At 46.2% G+C, this 19,533-nt stretch carries 18 protein-coding genes; 13 read left to right on the top strand and 5 right to left on the bottom strand.

What is annotated here, in order from left to right; translation table 11 throughout:
• Window positions 1-27: 27 nt before the first annotated feature.
• The 3 genes from G459_RS0126240 to G459_RS30095 all read right to left on the bottom strand — a co-directional run bounded on the left by G459_RS0126240 (window position 28) and on the right by G459_RS30095 (window position 2,837).
• Window positions 28-318, bottom strand: coding sequence for a hypothetical protein (locus tag G459_RS0126240; RefSeq protein ID WP_026970228.1), 291 nt, complete (start codon window positions 316-318; stop codon window positions 28-30).
• Between the two features lie 1,202 nt (window positions 319-1,520).
• Complete coding sequence (locus tag G459_RS29325; protein ID WP_051315450.1) at window positions 1,521-1,952, bottom strand: MauE/DoxX family redox-associated membrane protein; 432 nt, start codon at window positions 1,950-1,952, stop codon at window positions 1,521-1,523.
• Between the two features lie 738 nt (window positions 1,953-2,690).
• Window positions 2,691-2,837 carry a hypothetical protein gene (locus tag G459_RS30095; RefSeq protein WP_157373471.1) on the bottom strand — a complete coding sequence of 49 codons (147 nt, stop codon included), beginning with the start codon at window positions 2,835-2,837 and terminating at the stop codon, window positions 2,691-2,693.
• 20 nt (window positions 2,838-2,857) lie between these two features.
• Here G459_RS30095 and G459_RS0126220 point away from each other — a divergent pair, with 20 nt between their 5' ends.
• A complete protein-coding gene (locus G459_RS0126220) occupies window positions 2,858-3,964 on the top strand; it encodes a histidine kinase (protein ID WP_026970226.1) in 1,107 nt (368 codons plus the stop codon).
• Entirely contained in the window at window positions 3,936-4,661 is a 726-nt protein-coding gene (locus tag G459_RS0126215; RefSeq protein ID WP_026970225.1) for a LytR/AlgR family response regulator transcription factor, read from the top strand. Before G459_RS0126220 ends, G459_RS0126215 begins: the two co-directional genes overlap by 29 nt.
• Window positions 4,662-4,738: 77 nt before the next feature.
• Here the strand turns inward: G459_RS0126215 and G459_RS0126210 are convergent, their stop codons facing one another.
• Both G459_RS0126210 and G459_RS0126205 read right to left on the bottom strand, forming a co-directional pair.
• A complete protein-coding gene (locus tag G459_RS0126210) occupies window positions 4,739-7,399 on the bottom strand; it encodes a lantibiotic dehydratase (protein WP_157373470.1) in 2,661 nt (886 codons plus the stop codon).
• A gap of 632 nt (window positions 7,400-8,031) precedes the next feature.
• Window positions 8,032-8,835 (bottom strand): LytR/AlgR family response regulator transcription factor, encoded by an 804-nt coding sequence (locus tag G459_RS0126205; RefSeq protein ID WP_157373469.1) that lies wholly within the window; start codon window positions 8,833-8,835, stop codon window positions 8,032-8,034.
• Between the two features lie 603 nt (window positions 8,836-9,438).
• Between G459_RS0126205 and G459_RS0126195 the strand changes: the two genes are divergently transcribed.
• The 11 genes from G459_RS0126195 (at window position 9,439) to G459_RS0126140 (ending at window position 19,496) form a co-directional block, all read left to right on the top strand.
• Window positions 9,439-9,630, top strand: coding sequence for a hypothetical protein (locus G459_RS0126195; protein WP_026970221.1), 192 nt, complete (start codon window positions 9,439-9,441; stop codon window positions 9,628-9,630).
• Window positions 9,631-9,894: 264 nt separating this feature from the next.
• Window positions 9,895-10,539 carry a DUF6266 family protein gene (locus tag G459_RS30525; RefSeq protein WP_026970220.1) on the top strand — a complete coding sequence of 215 codons (645 nt, stop codon included), beginning with the start codon at window positions 9,895-9,897 and terminating at the stop codon, window positions 10,537-10,539.
• A gap of 229 nt (window positions 10,540-10,768) precedes the next feature.
• Complete coding sequence (locus tag G459_RS0126185; protein ID WP_026970219.1) at window positions 10,769-11,515, top strand: hypothetical protein; 747 nt, start codon at window positions 10,769-10,771, stop codon at window positions 11,513-11,515.
• Between the two features lie 2 nt (window positions 11,516-11,517).
• Complete coding sequence (locus G459_RS0126180) at window positions 11,518-11,946, top strand: hypothetical protein (protein ID WP_026970218.1); 429 nt, start codon at window positions 11,518-11,520, stop codon at window positions 11,944-11,946.
• A complete protein-coding gene (locus G459_RS28680; protein ID WP_157373467.1) occupies window positions 11,922-12,146 on the top strand; it encodes a hypothetical protein in 225 nt (74 codons plus the stop codon). Before G459_RS0126180 ends, G459_RS28680 begins: the two co-directional genes overlap by 25 nt.
• Before the next feature lie 203 nt (window positions 12,147-12,349).
• Window positions 12,350-12,601: a hypothetical protein gene (locus tag G459_RS28675; RefSeq protein ID WP_051315449.1), complete on the top strand. Its 252-nt coding sequence runs from the start codon at window positions 12,350-12,352 to the stop codon at window positions 12,599-12,601.
• A gap of 2,113 nt (window positions 12,602-14,714) precedes the next feature.
• Window positions 14,715-16,148, top strand: a complete 1,434-nt coding sequence (locus G459_RS0126160) for a hypothetical protein (RefSeq protein ID WP_157373466.1) — start codon at window positions 14,715-14,717, stop codon at window positions 16,146-16,148.
• Window positions 16,149-16,159: 11 nt separating this feature from the next.
• Complete coding sequence (locus G459_RS0126155) at window positions 16,160-17,245, top strand: DegT/DnrJ/EryC1/StrS family aminotransferase (RefSeq protein ID WP_026970216.1); 1,086 nt, start codon at window positions 16,160-16,162, stop codon at window positions 17,243-17,245.
• Complete coding sequence (locus tag G459_RS0126150; RefSeq protein WP_026970215.1) at window positions 17,242-17,853, top strand: acetyltransferase; 612 nt, start codon at window positions 17,242-17,244, stop codon at window positions 17,851-17,853. The genes G459_RS0126155 and G459_RS0126150 overlap by 4 nt, the downstream gene beginning before the upstream one ends.
• A 3-nt stretch (window positions 17,854-17,856) precedes the next feature.
• Window positions 17,857-18,684: a glycosyltransferase gene (locus G459_RS0126145; RefSeq protein ID WP_026970214.1), complete on the top strand. Its 828-nt coding sequence runs from the start codon at window positions 17,857-17,859 to the stop codon at window positions 18,682-18,684.
• Window positions 18,681-19,496: an ABC transporter permease gene (locus tag G459_RS0126140; RefSeq protein WP_026970213.1), complete on the top strand. Its 816-nt coding sequence runs from the start codon at window positions 18,681-18,683 to the stop codon at window positions 19,494-19,496. Before G459_RS0126145 ends, G459_RS0126140 begins: the two co-directional genes overlap by 4 nt.
• The last annotated feature ends 37 nt before the right edge of the window (window positions 19,497-19,533 follow it).

Here is a 19,533-nt window from a genome sequence, read left to right as displayed (position 1 = left end):
GATAGGGTCCAATGGCTGAAATTTCGACTAGTCCTCAATCGGAGTCAAGCCACTGCCAGGGACAAACTCGCCCTGACTGCCAGAGATTGGAGTGGTCACTTCCGCATCCTGAAACAAACAAGGATCGGTATCGATGTTGCACTGGTATTGCAAGGCTCCTGAACCCATGGAACGGTTAGTAACATCATACACTTCCCCCTCATGCCAGCCGTACTTTGGATCGTTGGCGGTAGTGGGACTGGCGAAATTCATCGCCATGGCCAGAGTTGCTCCGAACACTAATGCCAGTGCAGGGAGCAGATTTCTAATAGTTTTCATAGTTGTAATGGTTGTGGGAGTTTCCTCCCGGTAAAACATAATTAAGCACTCACTCTGATATGGTGTCCCTTCCAAGGTCTTCATCCTCCGTGGGGATTTGGACCAAGGACAACTTGCCAAAGTGTTGAACCGTCAGGGTTAACCCTGTTTAGGAGCCGATTCTACTCCTGCACCGCCGGGTATTGACTGGTATCTCAACCCCCAGTCATCTGAGATAGACGGTACAGTTTTACTTGTTTTGCTTCGACTCCAATAGGAGTGAGGCGAATTGATATTTTTTGCGGCCCTCTATCACTATGTCTGGGCTGTAGGGCGACGGGTCCACGTCCGTCGCCCTTGTTTTTTGCCGCCGTGAGTGTATTTACTCACCGGCTTATTTTGGCTCACCGTTGTCCTGCTTCTCCTGAAGCTGAACTATCTACCGATCAATATTCGTCTCTGTACCTCGGCATCGACACCCGTTTACTCACTATATCCCTGCGCCGAGGTTGAAATGTCTCATCCATTTTTCCTGGGGTTGAAACCCCAGGCTATGGTGTCGGCCGTGCCTATGGCACTTTCGCGCTCCTCTATATTTGTCATGTCAAGTTCCTACCATAGAACCCTTTTTCGTGCGGCAATTTCTACTAAAGATCTATTGATAATTTATAGTGTATTAGTTATCTTTGAATTGGGTATCTGATTGATACTTTCTCATATACTTAACACCGCTAAAGCTCAGGGCACTGCCTTGGGCTTTTTTGCGAACCGCCCGAAGGAGGTCGTTCCGTTGTCCTGTTTCACCATCGATTCGAATCGGTGCTCGGCCTAGCAGACCAATTTCCAAGTCATTCCGCAGCAACTCCCCCTTGAATTCCAATATTCGAAGGGAAAAGAAATGCTTTTCAAAGACGGTAGGGGGATTTGACTAGGAATTCTTTCACCATGGCCTATGCCCGCCTCGTCGTGGTCTGTGTCACAGACCACTTCTTCACTTAAATTTATCGTCAATCAATAATCGTCTCCGTACCTCGGTATCGATATCCATTTACTCATTGTGTTCCTGCGCCGAGGTTTGTGAGATCTCATTTTCAAATCCTGGGGTTCAAACCCCAGGCTACAAATATTCCGCTCCTACGGAGCTCTTCCGCAAGCCGACAATGTGCCCGTTGTCCTGCTTCTCCAGAAGCTGGACTATCTACCAATCAATAATCGTCCAGCGATCAAATTTTCCAATCTTCCAATTTTTCAATTTTCCAACTTTCCAATCTTAAACCCGAAATCGAAATCCCTATACAAATCAAATTCAAAAGGAAATGCTCCGCCCAGCCCAAACTCTCCAAGATGCCCGCACAATTGCAGGGGACTCTGGGAAAAGCTCCCACCCAGATCAATCCCACATAGGTGATGAATACCGTCAGCAGCAAGACACTGCCCAGGTATCCCCACCACCGTGTCACTGAAAAGAGTAGGAGCAGGGTAATCAGCAACTCAACTCCGGGTACTGCATAGCTTAAAATCTCAGCGAGCTCAGAAGGAAAGACTTGGTTGTGGAATGCCTTACTGCTGATCTTAAATCTTAATATTTTGTCCATACCTGTATAGATCCAGAGCAGGATCAGCAGGGTGGCCGGTATTTTTGAAATCAGATTCATGTGTTAGTTGGCTGGTCTTTCTGGATCTTGTCTGATAAGTTTTTTGCAAGGCCTTTACAACCTTGGATTACATTTATGCTGTTCTGTATTGATTGTTGGTTTGGGATTCTATCGGTGATTTTTGTCTGGTTCCAGGCAGGAATAGTCCTGCCGCTTCATTGAATTAAATTTGATAAGGAAAAAGATTCAGTGTTCGGATCGGGTATAGGTTGCAGGAAAACCGGTATAACTCGCAGAGTTATCGGGTTGTAGGGCATCAGAAAAAAGATGCAAGATTGCGGTCATTGTTTTTGTGGCGATTCATCATGTCAATAAAAATTAAACTAAGGATCTATTGCGAAATAAGATTGAATTGTTAACTTAGAATTACATAGTGATGGAGATTACTTTTTTGGAAGAGTCAATCGGAGATGGGCCGTGGAATCCCATTCGATGGATTGACGCTCAAACAAACTTTGGCATATGCTGTCCGAATCAAGCTGCATAGGACGGTTTTGGGCTGAAGTGCTGGATTACCCTAATTATAGGTTGACGGGGTTTTTCTGAAGTTTCCCGAAAAGTTGACTGGGTGCGCCGGTTTTTCCGAATCGGATGCCCAAAAAAAAGGACCTGCCAAATAGCAGATCCTTTGGAACCGGATTAATTATAATAGGAGACTACTAGTATTTCCGGTACAGCTGGCTGACTTCCTGTGAAGTCTTTTTTGAATCAGAATCGGGCGACCCCCTTTTGCTTTACTTAAATCCTGGTAAAAGTTGTAAGGCACTCCCTGAAAAAGCTGCCGGTGACCCGGCCTCCTTTGCTGTTGCTTTTTCCCTGATGACTGATTTTTCTGACGGACTGAAGTGCGCGCTGGCATTCATCCAAGGTTTGTTTGTTGATCATAACGCTTACGTTTTAGTGTCATGGAAACTAGGAATAACGGAGTCTCATCTGGTGAATTCGGTATAAACGACAGGTTTTTTGCCATAATCCGCAGGTTCAAAAATCCACTGGAAAGTCCGTTGCTTTTCCTTTTTCTGATTTTCTTTTTCTATCTCTTGGTTGATGCGATCGCGACCGTGATTTTGATGGGAAGGATAGAGGGATGGTATATTCCATTGATCCATTTTTTGATAGGCTATGTGATGATTGCCATCTATTTTTCCCGGGTTTTACCGGATTTTTTTCAGCGGAAGAGGAAGCTATTTGCGGTTTCTTCATTGGTGGTGTTACTAGTAGTCCTGGGAGCGGTTAAGCTGTTGGTGTTAAACCGGATCATGAATGAGTCCTTGTGGTCAAAGGCTTATATGGTGCAGGAGTTTTTGAGGGTATTTCATTTTCTGGCTATCACTTCCGCGTTTTGGATCTTGTATGATAACCTTGGGTTGCGGAAAAACAAGTTCGAAATAGAGATGAGCCATGAACAGCTGAAAGTAGAGCATAGGTCCATGCAGCTGAGTCCCCACTTCTTAATGAATGTCCTGACGTTGTTTGCCGCCAGAATGATAAAACTGTCACCGGTCCTGTTTAAAGAGTTTGCCCATCTTTCTTCCTTACTCCGATATTCAATCAAGGAATTTGGACTCCCAAACTCACTCAAGGAAGAGATTGATGCAGTGAACCATTATCTGGAAATCCAGCGGATCCGTTTTAGCAGACTTTCCATGGAACTTATCATTGCGGTGGACCGGGAAGAAGCTGATGTTTTGCCAATGCCCAAGATGTGCCTGCTTACGCTGGTAGAAAATGTCTTTTTTCATGGGGCATATGAAGACAAGTCCAATCCCTGCCGAATGGAGTTTGTGCTATCGGAGAATAGTTCGGGAGGACGGGATTTCAGCGTTTTTATATCCAATAAAGTGCAGAAGACTGACATGAAGGTCCGCTCCGGTTTTGGTGCATCCGCCGTTTTTCGGGTGTTGGGCCATGAGTTCGGGGAACGGTTTAACTATGCTGTTGATTCAGATAATTTAATGTATTCGCTTCAAATGAGGATTGACTATGGAGCTATTCAAAGTAGGATTGATTGACGATGAGGAGGACAGTCTGAAGGTCCTAATTCATGAAATCAGCATGATTCAGGGTTTTGAGGTGGGTTTTTCAACTGTGGACCCTGTGCAGGGATTGGAATACATCCGAAGAGGCAAGGCCGATATTCTTATCACGGATCTTCAGATGCCAGGATTGGGAGGATTGGAAATTTCCAAAAGGCTGCTGAATTCCCGGGTTCCGGTCATCTTCTGTTCGGGGTATCCCCACTATGCAAAATATGGGTACCGGGTTGATGCGCTCGATTTTCTAGAAAAACCGCCTGACGCACTTCAACTGATGGATGCGCTGACTAAGGCGAAAAAAAAGCTGGACAACTTGTTTTGGGTTAGGGAAGTGGTGGAGGAGGATTATGTCGTCATTGGCGATAAGCTGGGATATAACTGCAAGTTGATAAACCAAAGAGAAATACTGTATATGGAACAGCGGGAGAAGGATTCTTTTGTCCGGATGGAAGACCAGACGCAATTCAAGCTTACCTCAGCCTTTGAGGTTAGTCTTGCCAAGTTGAAGAGTCCTTACATGGTGAGGGTTCATCAATCCTTTGCGGTAAATATCCTGAAGGTCAGGATTCTGGGTGCTGAACATTGTGAACTGGTCTCGGGGGATGTGATCCAGATTAGCAGGACCTATAAAGAGGAAATACGCCGGATTTTTGAAAATAAGTTGATCAGGTAGTGAGTGAATGGAGGGAAATCTTGGTTGTAGATATACTTGTTGTGTCCGGAGATTTTGGAGACTCACTTCGCAATTTGTCAGGTGACAGGTTCAATCCAGTCAAATGAATCGGCGATGAATTCCGGTTTAGGGAAAGAGTCAATCAGTGGAATTGGTCCGGCATACAAGTGTTTTCCCAATTCACGGTAAAGTTTGTAGCGGATTCTCAGTTCATGATCGGCTGCACCTACGTGGAAGAACCGGTTGACCATCATATGAAGGTGATTGTGGAAGAAATAGGTCACCTGTTCGCCAACGCAATAGAAAAGGCGGTGGGAACGGAGCAGATTTAGATAGTGGCGTTCTGGGAATGGGTATTGTTCGTCGGTTTGGAGATAGTTGAATTCCGATTTTAAGCGGATGAGCAGTTCAGCAGGCATTTGCTTCACATGTTCTTTCAGGGAGGAAAAGAACCCGAGTTGATTTGGACAGTGAAGGATTATGCTGCACCAGAGGTGAATTAGGGTGTTTTCTTTCCAATCGGGATGGTGGCATAGAGGGGGTTCACTCGTGGTTTTTTCAAAAAGGAATTTTGATTCCAGATGAAATAACCGATGGGAGATTTCAAGACTTTTGCTCCCGTATTTGTAGGTCTCCGGATAATAGGGTGCTGTTTTCCAGTTCCAGTTTTCCTTTTTAAAGATTAAGCTTAATTTAAGGAGAAGAGCCTGTTGGTGATCTTCTGAGATTTCAAGAAGTCTTAATCTGATTTCCGTGGAACCGTTTTTTCCATAGATCAGGAAAAACCAGAGAGGAGCTTCTGACAGGATCTTCTCTTCTTCCATCCGCAGGAAAAGGCGTTCAAGAACCTCTGTTACTTCCGACCCGCAGCAGGTGAGCACAATGCAGAGGCAGTTGGATTGGGTCTTCGTGATCGGATTGAAATATCCGGTGAGTTTAGGGGAAGACTGGTACCTGGAGAATTGGTAGACAAACTGCGGATAGGCTTCAATGCCCTCTTCGGATTGAAACTGATTGGAAGGATACCAAAGCGGTTCGCTTAATGTCAGGTTTTTGTTTCGTTGCAGTTCCTGATTTAGAATTTTCAGATCATCGCTACAGTGGCGATTTAAAAGAAGTTCGCGGTCCATGTTCCCTGCTAGGATATATTGGGGGACAGCCAGTTCATCCAGTTTTTTGGACAGACTTTTTGTATCGGTAGCTATTTTTGAATTTTGATTCCATCTTCTGCTCTGAAGGCAAAGATTGTCCCAGTTGAGTTGGGGGCAAGATGGGGCTTGGCTGAGAATTGGACTCTGGTAGGGAAGAAAGCGGAACCTGTCCTGATGGGCGATCTCCCAGAGGAGTCTCAAGATGGGATGGGTGATCTGGTTTCCATTTAACGGATGCAGGACTACTGGGATTACCTGTTTGCCGGTTGGCTTGTGGATCAGTCCAATCCTGCTCTGATGGATACCGAGGTAAAGATCCCTGAAGTCAAGTTGACGGGAAGAGGTAGTAGGGAAGGGAGTGATTTCGTATTCAAGGATAGTACTCACGTCGCAGATGTGATTGATCGCCTCTGTTTCCCTGATTGAAAGGTTCGCATAGATTATTTCTTGATTGGTGTAGATGACACCTCTGATTGTTTTGGAATAGGTTTCGATCTCGGGATCTCTGTTGAATCTTCCGGTGTAGACAAAGGGCCGGTTACATACGATATTTTCGATGACCGGATTAAGATTAGCATCCAGCCTGTAGAGGATTTGAAGGTCAAAGATTTCTTGGGGTAATTCGGATTTTGAAAATTGCTGTCCGAGATCGACGGTTTTTTTTCCGTTGCTACCGAGAAGAATTGCAGCGATATCGGTTTCTGCCTGTTCTGGATTTTGGTCAGGATTGTGAAAGCTTCCCGAGAAGAATTCCCCGTGGGTTAAAAGATCGTTCAGACTTACATACCGATCGTCAAATTGAATCGTAAACCATTTTTTGAAATCCTGGAGGTAGGTGCTTTCCTCTTTGGAAAACAGGCTTCCGGCGGAATTTACGAACCTGTCTAATTGGGTTTTAACCGTTTCGGGGATTTCTGGTTGATTTTTAAGGATGATGTCTATCCCTTTTTTGGGTGGGTTTGGAATTGATTGAGGAATTAGAAATCCTGAATCAATGATTTGATTCCAAATCTGGTTTGCCTGTTCTCGGGTAATTGCTGACTCTTTAGGGTTCAGCAACTGATGAAACTCCCTGAAATTGATGGTTTTTTCTGATGCCTGTTTGATTAGGACATCAAACAGCATGTTTTGAGGAAATTTGCAAGCTGTCCATCGCTGGGCTTTTGAGTCCAGGATCATGGCTTCGTAATAGCCGTTTTTTTGATGGATGCCGGAGACCAAAATGTAATCGGACTCTAGGGGATTGGGTAAATATTCGGATGTTGTATTTGAATGGGACGGTGGGGCAGGATTTAATTCCGATGATTGAATCAGGAAATCCGGTTTTAGATATTTCCCCCAATTGGCTATTCCTACACCGGCAAACTTCCCGAATGGAGTAGGCCGATACCGGCCTCTGAGCAGGTATTTTCTCAGTTTGATTCTTTGTTTCTCATCCAGTTCGGCGAATGGTTTTTCTTCCAGTTCCTTGTAAAAAACTGTTGAGGAGAGTTTAATGGCCTCCAGAATGGTTTCCCGGTGTTTTTCCAGTGTTTCTGGATTTTCAATATCGAAGTGAAATAGGGGGAGTCTGAATAGGAGATGCATATCGGATCGGATTTTTTCCAATCCTATCCGGTTTTGTGTCTCAGCAGGAAAATTGGTCAGAGACGGTCAAGATTCTGGTAGAATCAACAGGTTCAAAGGTCTTAAAGAGTATGTTTTTATGTTTCCGATTAGGGTATTTTCCTAAAGAGAGATTTATTGGTTCTTTTAAGCTGAAAATTTTGTGTCTGCGCTTCTTGATTCCAATAGAAATAGCTAATGAGCGTGATTTGAGTTAGAATATTGGTGGATTTTCAGTGAAGTTGAATTCCTCGGATTTGCAAATTTCTGGCATAAACAACAGGGTTTTTGGTATATTTTACCTTTGAAAATTATAGATATGGAGAGTTTATGTTTTGATTATTCGCAACGACACCAGTGTCCAAATTATACTTCGACAAGCTCAGTAGAAGTATTTTGATTACACCTCTGCTTTGTTCGGTGACCGTTGATTTGATTATATAAGAAGGGGAGGAAAATGCGGCGCAGCCGCATTTTCCTCCCCTTCTTGTAACCCAAGACTCGGCGGCCGAGCGAAGTCGAGGCCAGATTGAACTACTGGTAAGAAGGCGGATAATCGGCATCTATTTTAAAGGGATGCCTTCGAAAGTGCTTATCAAAATCCATTTAATGTGCTACTTTTTTATCCATTCTCTAAAACTCGCAGCCTTGTTTTGACTTATCGTTACTTCTTCGGAAAACGGGGGATTTAAAGTCAGTATGAGCTTACCGTGCCCGTTGGTACGGAAATGTTGACATGCCCGGTGATGAATGATCATCTTTCGGTTCACCCGGAAAAAGGAGTCTCTGGGCAATTGATTTTCGAGTTCTTCCAAGGTGTCATTCAGAAAATAGGTGGTTTCCTGTAGCGTGACCAGATAGTTCAGACGATCCTGATGGTAGATAAACCGTATGTTATCCAATTGGATGGGGATGGTTTTTGTCCCTTGCTGGATTAGCAGGGTTTGGTCTTTTTTTGAAACTTCTTTTTCTTCTTTGGTTCTTAGTACTTGGTAGTAGAGCAGGTAATAGACATTGAACAGAAATACAGGAATAATCATGATTGGCATGGCGCTTTGTGTGCTGAGGATTTCCTTAGCCGTTGTCAAGCCAAAATACCATTGGTAGAGTGAAAGAAAGAAGAAATCGATGATGCCTGGAACCACCATCCCCAGGGAAAACTGAAGTATCAGCCGGAAGATTGGTTTCTCTTTCCAATCATATGACCTGTCAAGATGGACCGTTATCCAGTGAATGAATTCGATAAAGAAACAGGCCATTAAAAAGACGGCAATCAGTTTAATGTAAAAGGAACCTGAGGTTAAGGAATCCAAAAAGCGCGCTCCGGTGCCATACATAGCCACAAGAAATGCGGCCAACACGCAAAGCAAGATGCGACCAACTTGGTCGTTGTATCGGACTGGCAGCTTTTTATTCACTACAGCAGAAAAGTTTACCCGCCTGGCGTTGGTTCAGGAGGAGATGGAAGAGAGATTTAACCCCGAAAACGGAGGTTATAATTTAAGATAATAAACTCTTGGGGAATTTTGGGCTGATCATATTTCTAATGATGGAACAATACCATTTTGGAGTGTCTTCTTCGATCTTTTTTGATACTGCCGAAAGAATTTGGATTCATTATGTAGTCCTAATTCATCACCGCTCCGTGCTGTTTCATTCAATTATTCACCTGTTTCAGTTTTTCGGGCTACTGGTTTCTGCTTTTTTTTCCTGTCAGCAACTATGTTTGTCAAGAGGCAAGGGAATAAAATGTATCCGGCTTTTGACTGTATTCCAGAGAAGATTTAGTGTATTCGGTACAGACAATTAGGGGAAAGTAAGGATAACCTTTGCTCCGTAAGTTCAGAATCAAGGATCTGGCTTGCATGGTTTAATCCACTAAAAGCATTGAATGGATTTCCCAATTTTTCCTCCCGATGGGAGGATGTGCATAATGGCCTAACGAGGTGACAGTTCGTTAGGGAAGTTACCTTAACGGGTAATTAAAAATTAGATTTTTCTACTCCTTAACCCACAACGCTATGTTAAAAAATCGAATCGTAATATATCCCAAAGATGTGGTTCAACTGACTGGACGAAGTGAGCGGTATTCGCAAAAACTGATCAACAAGATCAAAGAGACTTTAAAAAAAGCCCCGCACCAGTTTGTGACGCTGGATGAATTTGCCGAGTTCGTCGGCATTCCAAAAGACGACCTCAAAAAAAATCTCTGACAGGCAACACCATCCAATTCAGAGCTGATCAGAGATTCTTTCTGCCTCAATTTTGAAAAGTAACTGGAAGCAATAGCGAGATGAATACCTGTGAATATACCCAGTTGGGTTCATCCCACTCAACTCCCACATTGATCCGGGTTTCCCGGCATAAAATCGAGTTGAACCCAACGGATGATAGCCGGCAAATAGCAGAGGATCTCAAATCAAATCAATGAAATAAATTTAAATTAAAAATTTAATTATAACTAAAATTAATAAACTATGGCACGAATAAACAACGGGTTTTTAAGCGGCATCAGCGGCAGTCTCGGTAATCTGATATTCTATAAACTTAATGGGAAAACGGTGGTACGACAAAAACCAGGGCCCAGAAACTATGTTTCATCCGAACCTCAGCTATATCAACAGAGGTCCTTTGCAGTAGGGCAAAAATTTCTTACCCCGCTTCGAAATATTTTGAATCAAATACACAGGCACAAAAGGTCCGGTTCTTTAAATGGGATGAATGCAACATTGAGTTGGGTTCTAAAGAATGCAATGGAGAACAATGCCGGGACGCCAATTCTGATACCGGAGAAAATTTACCTGCATCGGGGATACCTGATTCATCTGGACAATCTTATGGTAGAGCGTTTGGAAGAAAAAACTATCCGGATTACGTGGTCTGTGAATTCCTCAACAGATTTCTGGAGAGAGCATGAGAAATTTCAGGTGATCGCTTACGTTCCCGATCGGAAACTTGTTTTCTGGCAACAGGAGGGAAATTATCGAAAATCCGGATTGCAGATCATTCAGCTTCCATGGTCTCAGGCTAATGAAGATCAAGTGTTGCTATTTGGAGGGTTTTTTAGTCTGGAACGAAACAAAGGAGAATATTCAGATATAATTTATCTGGGTAGAGTCTGATGATTTTTGCGCTAATAGCTATCTGATGCTTCCCGATCCGACTTCTTGGGTCTTTGGTCCCGTATTGATCACTTCAATACGGGATTTTTTTGTCTATGCTCCTATCAAACTAAAATCATGTGCATAAAATACCTATTTCCGAAGAGTACGCACAGACCGCACATTCAATTGATAGTCAATCCACTAGCCTGCACCTTAGCTCCATGTTTAACCTAAACCCCATATACATATGGCAAAACAGACAGGAGTGATCACACTCAAAGGGCCGGTCGGGAGACTGTCCTTTTATAAAACCAGAAACGGCTACCTGGCCCGTGAAAAGGGTGGCGTGGACAAATCCCGGATCATGAACGATCCCCGGTATGCCCGCACCCGGGAGAATATCCGCGAGTTTACCGACAATGCCAACTCCTCCAAGCTGCTGCGGGATGCGCTGCGTCCGGTGATCTCCAAGATCGGAGACCGCCGGCTGAATCTGCGCATCACCCAGATCCTGATGCAGGTGCTCAAGAGCGATGAGGTCAACACCCGTGGGGACCGCAGAGTGAAAGAAGGCGACTGGAATCTGGTGAAGGACATGGAGATGAATGCAGGATCTTCCCTGGGAAGCACGCTCTATTTCGAAACCCAGTACACCGACAGCCCTGCTTCTTGGGAGGCCGCTCTTCCTGCCTTTACCCCGCAGGACATGATCGCCGTGCCCACCGGAGCCACCCACTATCGAATCCTGGCGACGGGTGTGGGCGTGGATTTCGACTCGGCCACCCGCAGTCTGGTGAGCGCAAGCAGCCCCGCGCTTTCGGTCTTGGATCCGGCGGTGGCCCAAACCCTCACCGTGGACAAGACGCAGTTGGCTGGCACCCACTTCGCCTTTGTGCTGAGTGTGGAGTTTATCCAGATGGTCAACGGCACCGAGTATGCGATCAACAACGGCGCACATAACGCCGCCAAGATCATCACGGCAACCAAGGCCTAAGCATGCGCCTGCTGCTAAAGCGGAGATACACTCCCCGGGGCACTCCGGGGAGGCTCTTCCTCGGCAACCGACAGCTCTGCTTCATCCGGGAGGCTCCGAAGTCCTGCTACGATCCCGATGTCCATTGTCTGGAAGAGGGAGTGTACGAACTGGAACCGGTGCACACTGAGGAGGAGGGCTGGAGGATACGGGTAGGGGAAAGGGGCTGGATCCGATCCCGGCCGCCGGACCATTCTCCTGAAAAGGAGGAACTCTGCCCGGTGACGGCTTACCGTGCCGACGGCACGCCGCTCTTTACCCGCCTGGCTTTCCTGAAGCTGTTGGACGAACTGTCATCGGTCTGGGAGCGGGGAGAGGTGATCGAGCTGCAGGTGGTGTCAGTGGGCATTCCTTACGTCCTGGAATCGTGTCGGCAACCGTCCTATTCCTGAGCATCCTGGGGGCACTGGTGTCCCTGCTGCTCTCGGTGATTGCCTACTTTCTAAAGCTCCTGATTGAGGATTTTAGGCGGATGAGCACCGAACTGTCCCGGCTCAAGGAGTCCGTGATCCGGCTCGAATCCGAGCAGGTGGTGATCAAGTCCCTGTTGGAGAAATACCGCGGCCAACTCAAAAGCAAGCGCACCCAATAGGGTAATTGATATCCCGACTAGGGTCTATGGTCTCTCGAATCCTGTTTCTTGATTCTCGTCTCTTTGCTTCGACTCCTGTCACACTGAGCGAAGTCGAAGTGTCAGCATGACAGAGTCTCGATTCTTGGCTCTTGACTCTAGTCTCTTAACTCTTAACCTCGGTTGCCGAGCGCAGTCGAGGCATAACACTTAACAAATTCACTATGAACATACTCTCAGAAGTAAAAAACCGGGCCCTGGCCCCAACCCCTCCTTTCTTCCAGTTGCTGAAGAAGGCCGGACTGCTGATCGCAGCTATCGGCACGGCAATGCTGACTGCACCGGGAGAAGTACCCGAAATCCTCCTGGCCTATGCAGGCCATGCAGTGACAGCGGGCACCATCCTGGTCAGCATCTGCCAGCTGACCGTCGATGAAAGCAGGCTGGAGGAAAAGCTGCTACAGGCAGTGAAGTAAATCCTGATCCACTCGATTATCAAGTTCAATCGGTGATTTGTCACCCCGAGCACCTGACCGACGTGAGTCGGGAAGTCGAGGGGTAACGGTAAATATTGAATCAATCGAAGTTAAAACCCGGGCAGGAGGTCTTGCCCGGGTTTTTTTGGGATGAAAACGTGGCAACTGGCCGGGTTATTCGACATTGGGAATGTCGAACTACTTGTTGACCAATCTATCATGGATCTTCAATCCGATCGTCATTGCGCCTGCCCGCCGTGGGCTAGGGAGGACAAACCGTCAAGAAACAGCCCGGTGGGCTGTTTTAGGTTTGGGCCAGGCTGCAGGAGGACCAAGCGTTAAAAATCTTTCCTGTGGAAAGATTTAGCGAAGGGGCCAGGCTGCAGGGGAGGTGTGCAACAACCATCTTCTCCGTCCCTCGGCAGCGAGATCCTCTTACCCACCGGATTTCTGCGCCGAGGTCAAAACATCTGATCCATTTTACCGTGGGTTACGGCCTTCGTACCTCAGGCCTCACCCACGGCTATTGAGAGGTTTGACCCATTCTGGGTCGTGACATCAAATCAGGGCCTTTGGCGGATACAAATCATGGTTAGGATAGGCGCGGGGGCCGACGCAAAAGCGGGCCGGCGTTCGGCCTCGTGCGGCTAGGACTGAGCGTTAAGAATCAGTTCAGTGAACTGATTTAGCGATGGGCCAGCTTGCAGGGCAGGTTGCGTCTTAATTTTTTCGTTCTTTTCATCAAGAAAAAAGAACATAAGGAAATAAACGGTGGGGGTTCCCAGGGCCTTATCCAGACTTTATCCTGCTCCGAACTTTCTATGTCTCCATAATCAACATCTCCGTTCCTCGGCACCAGCATCCCTATCCTTGCGATATCTCTGCGCCGAGGTGGATCACGGATACCTACAATTACCTGGGGTCGGTTGGTCAGCTTGTCGAACCATGAAACACCAGGCTACAAATATTCCGCTCCTACGGAGCTTTTACGCACGCCGACAACGTGTCCGTCGTCCTGCTTCTCGGCCGGAACTGCAAAAGAGGTTCGAATGACATACCACGCAGCTAAACCTATTCACTTCCAAAGCAGTGACCTCGCCCGTTTTTTTTACCCTTTTTCCTTTGCCTTTTGGCCTGTAAACCAGTACTTGAGGCGATTCCCCTTCAAAAGTACCCCCCGGTATCTTGCAAATCCCAGATGACCGAGTAATTTTATTACTCAGTCGTCATTGCAGTCCGCCTCAGCTGAGAAGCAATCGCCCAGGGTCACCCATTCATCCCGCAAGTTCCCGTCACTCACTGGGACCGAAAGGGCGAAGCCGTGGGCAGTAAGTTGTTCTCAGTAATCAGTAGGCAGTCGCGGTTCCGACGCCCTTACAACTCTTGTGCTGAGCACCTGACCAACGCGAGTTGGGAAGTTCGAAGTGTCGGACTAACACTGGACACTGCATACGGCTTCGACTCCTGTCACACTGAGCGAAGTCGAAGTGTCAGCCTGACACGCTGCCTACTGCCAACAGCCAACTAGACACTGCCCACTTGAAACGGCTCCTGTCACACTGAGCACCTGACTAACGAGAGTTGTGAAGTTCGAAGTGTCAGCCTGACACGATTTGACTGTCTTAAAACTGCTGCTGCCATTTGCCATTTGCCGACTGCCTACTGCAAACTGAACACTGCCAACTGAACACTGGACGCTGCCCACTTGAAACGGCTTCGACTCCTGTCACACTGAGCGAAGTCGAAGTGTCAGCCTGACACACTGCTCACTGCAAACTGCTCACTGCTCGCTCAAAACGGCTTCGACTCCCGTCACACTGAGCACCTGACCAACGAGAGTTGGGAAGTTCGAAGGACAAGTTTCCTATCTCAATTCAAGTACAAGGCTTCGACTCTTGTCACACTGAGCACCTGACCAACGAGAGTTGGGAAGTTCGTCCTCGACTCCGCTCGGACTGACACGATTTGACTGTCTTAAAACTACTGCTGCCATTTGCCAACTGCCAACTGAACACTGCCAACTGCACACTGCACACTGAACACTGCACACTGCCGACTGAATACTGCACACTGGACACTGCCAACTGCAAACTGAACCCCGCCTCCTGACACCTTGAGAATATTTGCATTAATCGCCCTTCTGGGACTGGTGGTCTACCTCCAGATAAACGGCGAGAGAATCCCCGTCAACGAAGGTGCCTACGGTGACGGCGTGTTTTATAGGGACGTAGGCCGGTTCTTTCTGGACGATATTGAGACCTCCAGCTACAACCTCGTCCAGCTCACCCGCATCCTTCCCTTTGCCCTGCTCAACCTGTCGTTTTCGGCCTTTCACATCGTCAAGGACAATGAAGGGCTGGGCAATGGTATGCTTATCTGGCAGGTGGTCTACCTGGGTATTGCGGTGTATTGGTATGTGAGGATCACCAAGAAACTGAGGCTCAAGATCGCGCCGGCCACTCTGGGATTTATCCTCTTCTTCCTCAATTTTGCCTGGCTCAAGTCCGTCTGGTACCACCCTTTTTCCCCGGACCTGATGGCCTTTGCGCTGGGAATGGGGCAGATGAATTATTACCTCCGCTACGAGAAGTTCAAGCTGGCCATGGTGTCCATATTGGGCACCTTTGTATCGCCTTTGCTCTTGCTTTCGGGGCTGCTGATGCTCTTTTTGCCGGGTGACAAGCTCCCCCTGTATGAAGGGGAAAGGCCCAAGTCAGTCGTTCCCGTGCAGGTCTCCTTTTTTTCGGTGGTGATCCTGGCCCTTTTGGGATGGGTAGTGTGGGGATGGGCTGAGCTTTCCATACCGGACCAGCTGTTTCACGGGCTTGCCTTGCTTGCCCTGCCTTGTCTGATCATCTACGTGGCAGTCAACAATCCCATCAACTGGGACTTGGCGCTACGTCAGGTAAAGAAACAAACCCGGTCCTCCAGACTCAGCAAGGGCATCATGGGCTTTACCGGGATCTTGCTGATCTTGGTGATGCTGTCCGGCAACAACGACTCGCTGGGGATCCTCCGCTTTCTCACCGAGGCGGGCACTGGCGCGTTTCGTTTCCCACTTGACTTTGTCCTGAGCACCGCCCTGCACTGGGGGATCATTGTGGTGTTCACTCTGGTATATATCAGAAGGTTCCTGCAGGAAGCAGGCAATCTGGGTGGGGCTGTCGTCCTGATCTTTTTGTTGGGAGTGCTGTTCCTGCCTTTCTTCAAGGCTCCTGCTATGGCAGCCTGGATCCCGATCTGGGGGGTAGTGCTGATCAAGACGCTCAAAAGATACCGCTGGGCTGACAAAGAACTGATTGTCTGTGGAGGCCTGGCCCTGGTACTTTCCCTATGCTGGCTTCCGCTTAATTCAGATGCGCTTGCGGCCTTTCTGGCAGAAGGAGATACGCTTTTCCTCAATACCTGGGCAGTCCAAGTATGGGCTATCCACCTTCCCGAATATACCTCCCTGCTCAGCTACTTCCTGATCTCGGGAGCGGTAGGGGGCGCAGCCTATTGGATCTACTGGAGGAAGAAAAGATACATGAAGGTGTTGACCAATTGAATTCTGATAGCATGATCCCCGTAACCAAACCTTTTCTGCCTCCCCGGGAGGACTATGAGCGCTATCTGGATGGTATCTGGGAACGCACCTGGCTGACCAACAATGGGCCGCTGGTCAATGAACTGGAACTCCGTCTCAAGGATTATCTGGGCGTAAAGCACATGCTCTATGTCTCCAACGGCACCATTGCGCTACAACTGGCAATCAAGGCCCTTAAGCTCAGCGGAGAGATTATCACCACTCCCTTCTCTTACGTGGCCACCACAACTAGCATCATCTGGGAGGGATGTCAGCCCGTATTTGTGGATATACTTACTGACAAACTAACCATCGATCCCAATCTGATTGAGGCTGCGATTACTGATCGAACCTGCGCTATCCTCGCCACCCATGTCTATGGAATCCCATGCGAGGTGGAGAAAATCCAACAGATTGCCAATAAACATGGCTTAAAGGTGATCTATGACGGGGCTCATTCCTTTGGAGTGAAAATAGACGGAAAGTCCATCTTTGACTACGGGGACATCTCAACGTGCAGCTTCCATGCTACCAAGATTTTCCATACCATAGAAGGAGGGGGGGTATTTACCAAGGACCCAGAACTGCTCAAGCGAATGGCCTACCTGAGAAACTTTGGACACGATGGATTTGAGCGGTTCAACGGGATAGGGATTAACGCCAAAAACTCTGAATTCCACGCGGCAATGGGGCTTTCCCTATTTCCTCATTTAGAGTCAATCCAAACCAAGAAAAAGGAGCAGGCAAGCATTTACAGGAAACTTCTATCCGGATTGAAGGTAGTATTCCCTGACCTAAATGAAATTGAATCTTACAATTACGCCTATTTTCCGGTTCTATTCTCCACCGTAGAGCAGCTGAAAGCAAGCATGACGATCTTGGATGACAATGGCATAGGTTCACGGAGATACTTTTTCCCGGGGCTGAATTCCTTGGACTATACCACCGGGAATTGTCCGGTTTCTGATCACATTTCTGAAAGAATTCTCTGCCTCCCCTTGTATCATACCCTAAGCCAGGAAGAGCAGCGGATGATTGCCAGATTGTTGTTGCGGGTTCAAAATAATAGCCCAAAATGATCGTCGCCGGTGCCGGAGGCCATGCTTTAGAACTGCTCGATATACTGATTGCAAACGGGATGACGGATAATCTGGTGTTTTTCGATGAATTCACAGAGGCGAAGTTCTTTCAGGATAAATACCCAATTCTAAGCATAGATGCCGAAGTTGCTGCTTATTTCAAATCTGATAGCCAATTTATTTTGGGGACCGGAAATCCAATGGTCAGATTTAGCTTTTACCAAAGGTTTCTTGCACTGGGTGGAAAGCATCGTGCAATCAAAGGTGTTGGCGTAGTAAACTCTCCTTCTGCAAAAAATATAGATTCGGACATCTTCAATCTCTGTTTTATTGCTGCCAATACACAAATCGGAAGAGGAACACTCATCAATACCGGCGCACAAATCCACCACGATGTGATCATCGGTGAGTTTGCCGAGATTACGCCGAGGGCCGTATTGCTCGGGGCTTCACAAGTGGGGGATTTCTCCTCCATAGGAGCCAATGCCACTATCCTTCCCGAAGTAAAAATCGGAAAAAGGGCCATCGTGGGGGCGGGGTCAGTGGTAACTCAAGATGTCCCTGATGGAGTGACGGTAGTGGAAGTTCCGGGAAGAATTATTATCTGAAGTATGGAATACAAACACTTTCTTATCACTCGTTTGAATGTTTTCTACAAAAAGAAAATGCCTCAATATGGATATGATCCAGAAGAGTGGTTAATCGGGCGAATAAAAATTTTTAAAGATTATTGCTTTCCTTCAGTGGCGAACCAAAGCACTAAGAATTTTCAATGGATCTTTTACATTGACAGTGAAACACCTGAAGAAATAAGAATAGACTTAGAGAGTCTTTTTAATCCTTATCCTAATTTTCATTTGATTAGTCATAAATTTCTGGACTTTGCTATTTTCCGATTTTTAGAAGAAGATATTTTTAACATAGCCGAGAGAAATTTTGATTATCTAATCACTACTCGTCTGGATACCGATGATATGTTACATATAAAATTCTTGCAAGAAATTCAAAGCCAGTTCAAAGGATCAGATTACTTACCGATAAATTTTAATAACGGATATGTTTATGATATTTTTTCAGGTGTTACAGCAAAGGTGAGCCATAAATTTAACCCCTTTATGAGCTTAATTTCCAAAGTTGAAGATGGTATTCCCGTAAAAACTATTTTTCATCGTATGCATCATGAATTTCAAAATGACCCTCAAGTAAATAAAATAAATACCCAAGTCCCAATGTGGTGTATGACTATTAATGAATATAATTATAGTACTGGATTTTTTGGTAAGGTTTTGTTAAAGAGAGATGAGAGATTTGCTGTTTTTTTTTCTATAAAAGAAGTAATTAACCCCTCATTTTTATCTGTTATCTCTGCAAGAGTAAATTATTATTTAAGGGTATTTAAAAAAATTAAGTCTAGATTATATAGGGTAGTATACAAGTGAACAAAACAATAATTGAGTCCTCTAAAGGCTGGAAAGTTGTTGATTTTAAAGAATTATGGAGGTATAAAGATCTTTTATACTTTCTGACTGTTCGTGGAATCAAAGCCCGATATTCCCAATCTGTCCTGGGTGTAGGATGGGCGATTATACAGCCGCTATTTACCACCCTGGTATTTACCGTTGTCTTTGGCGGATTGGCCAAAGTGGAATCCGATGGGATGCCTTATATCCTGTTCTCGTATCTGGCCCTTTGGCCGTGGAATTATTTCTCGGGCACTTTGAGCGAGTCAGCTAACAGCCTAGTGGCTAACGCAGGCATGATCACCAAAGTCTATTTTCCCAGACTAATCCTGCCCTTAGCAGCAATCTTTTCCAAGCTATTGGACTTTATCATTTCCTTTGCGGTGCTTCTAGTCCTTTTGATTTACTTCCAAGTCCTACCAGGTTGGCAGGTAATTTTTTTCCCAATCTTGTTAATTCAACTTTTGGCTTGTTCCCTTGGAATAGGAATGATTCTTTCTGCAATGGCCGTACAATATCGGGATGTGAAATATGCATTGGGTTTTATAGTTCAACTCCTCTTATATGGTGCACCAGTGGTTTACAGTACAACAGCGGTTCCTGAGCAATACCAATTTCTATATTCCCTAAATCCAATGGTAGGAGTAATTGAAGGCATTCGCGCCATGTTTCTCAGCCGCCCCATGCCTTGGGAATGGATTTTGCCAGGAGCTATTATAGCAACGTTGTTCTTCGTTTTTGGCTTGTTTTACTTTCGAAAAATGGAACGGGTTTTTGCCGATGTGGCATAAAACCTTTCCATTTTTTGATCCCGCAGTATTGCGGGAC

The organism is Algoriphagus terrigena DSM 22685, from assembly GCF_000429445.1.
Lineage (GTDB): Bacteria > Bacteroidota > Bacteroidia > Cytophagales > Cyclobacteriaceae > Algoriphagus > Algoriphagus terrigena.
The sequence above is the reverse complement of the archived record's forward strand: the minus strand, read 5'-3'. Positions and strand labels throughout refer to the sequence as shown.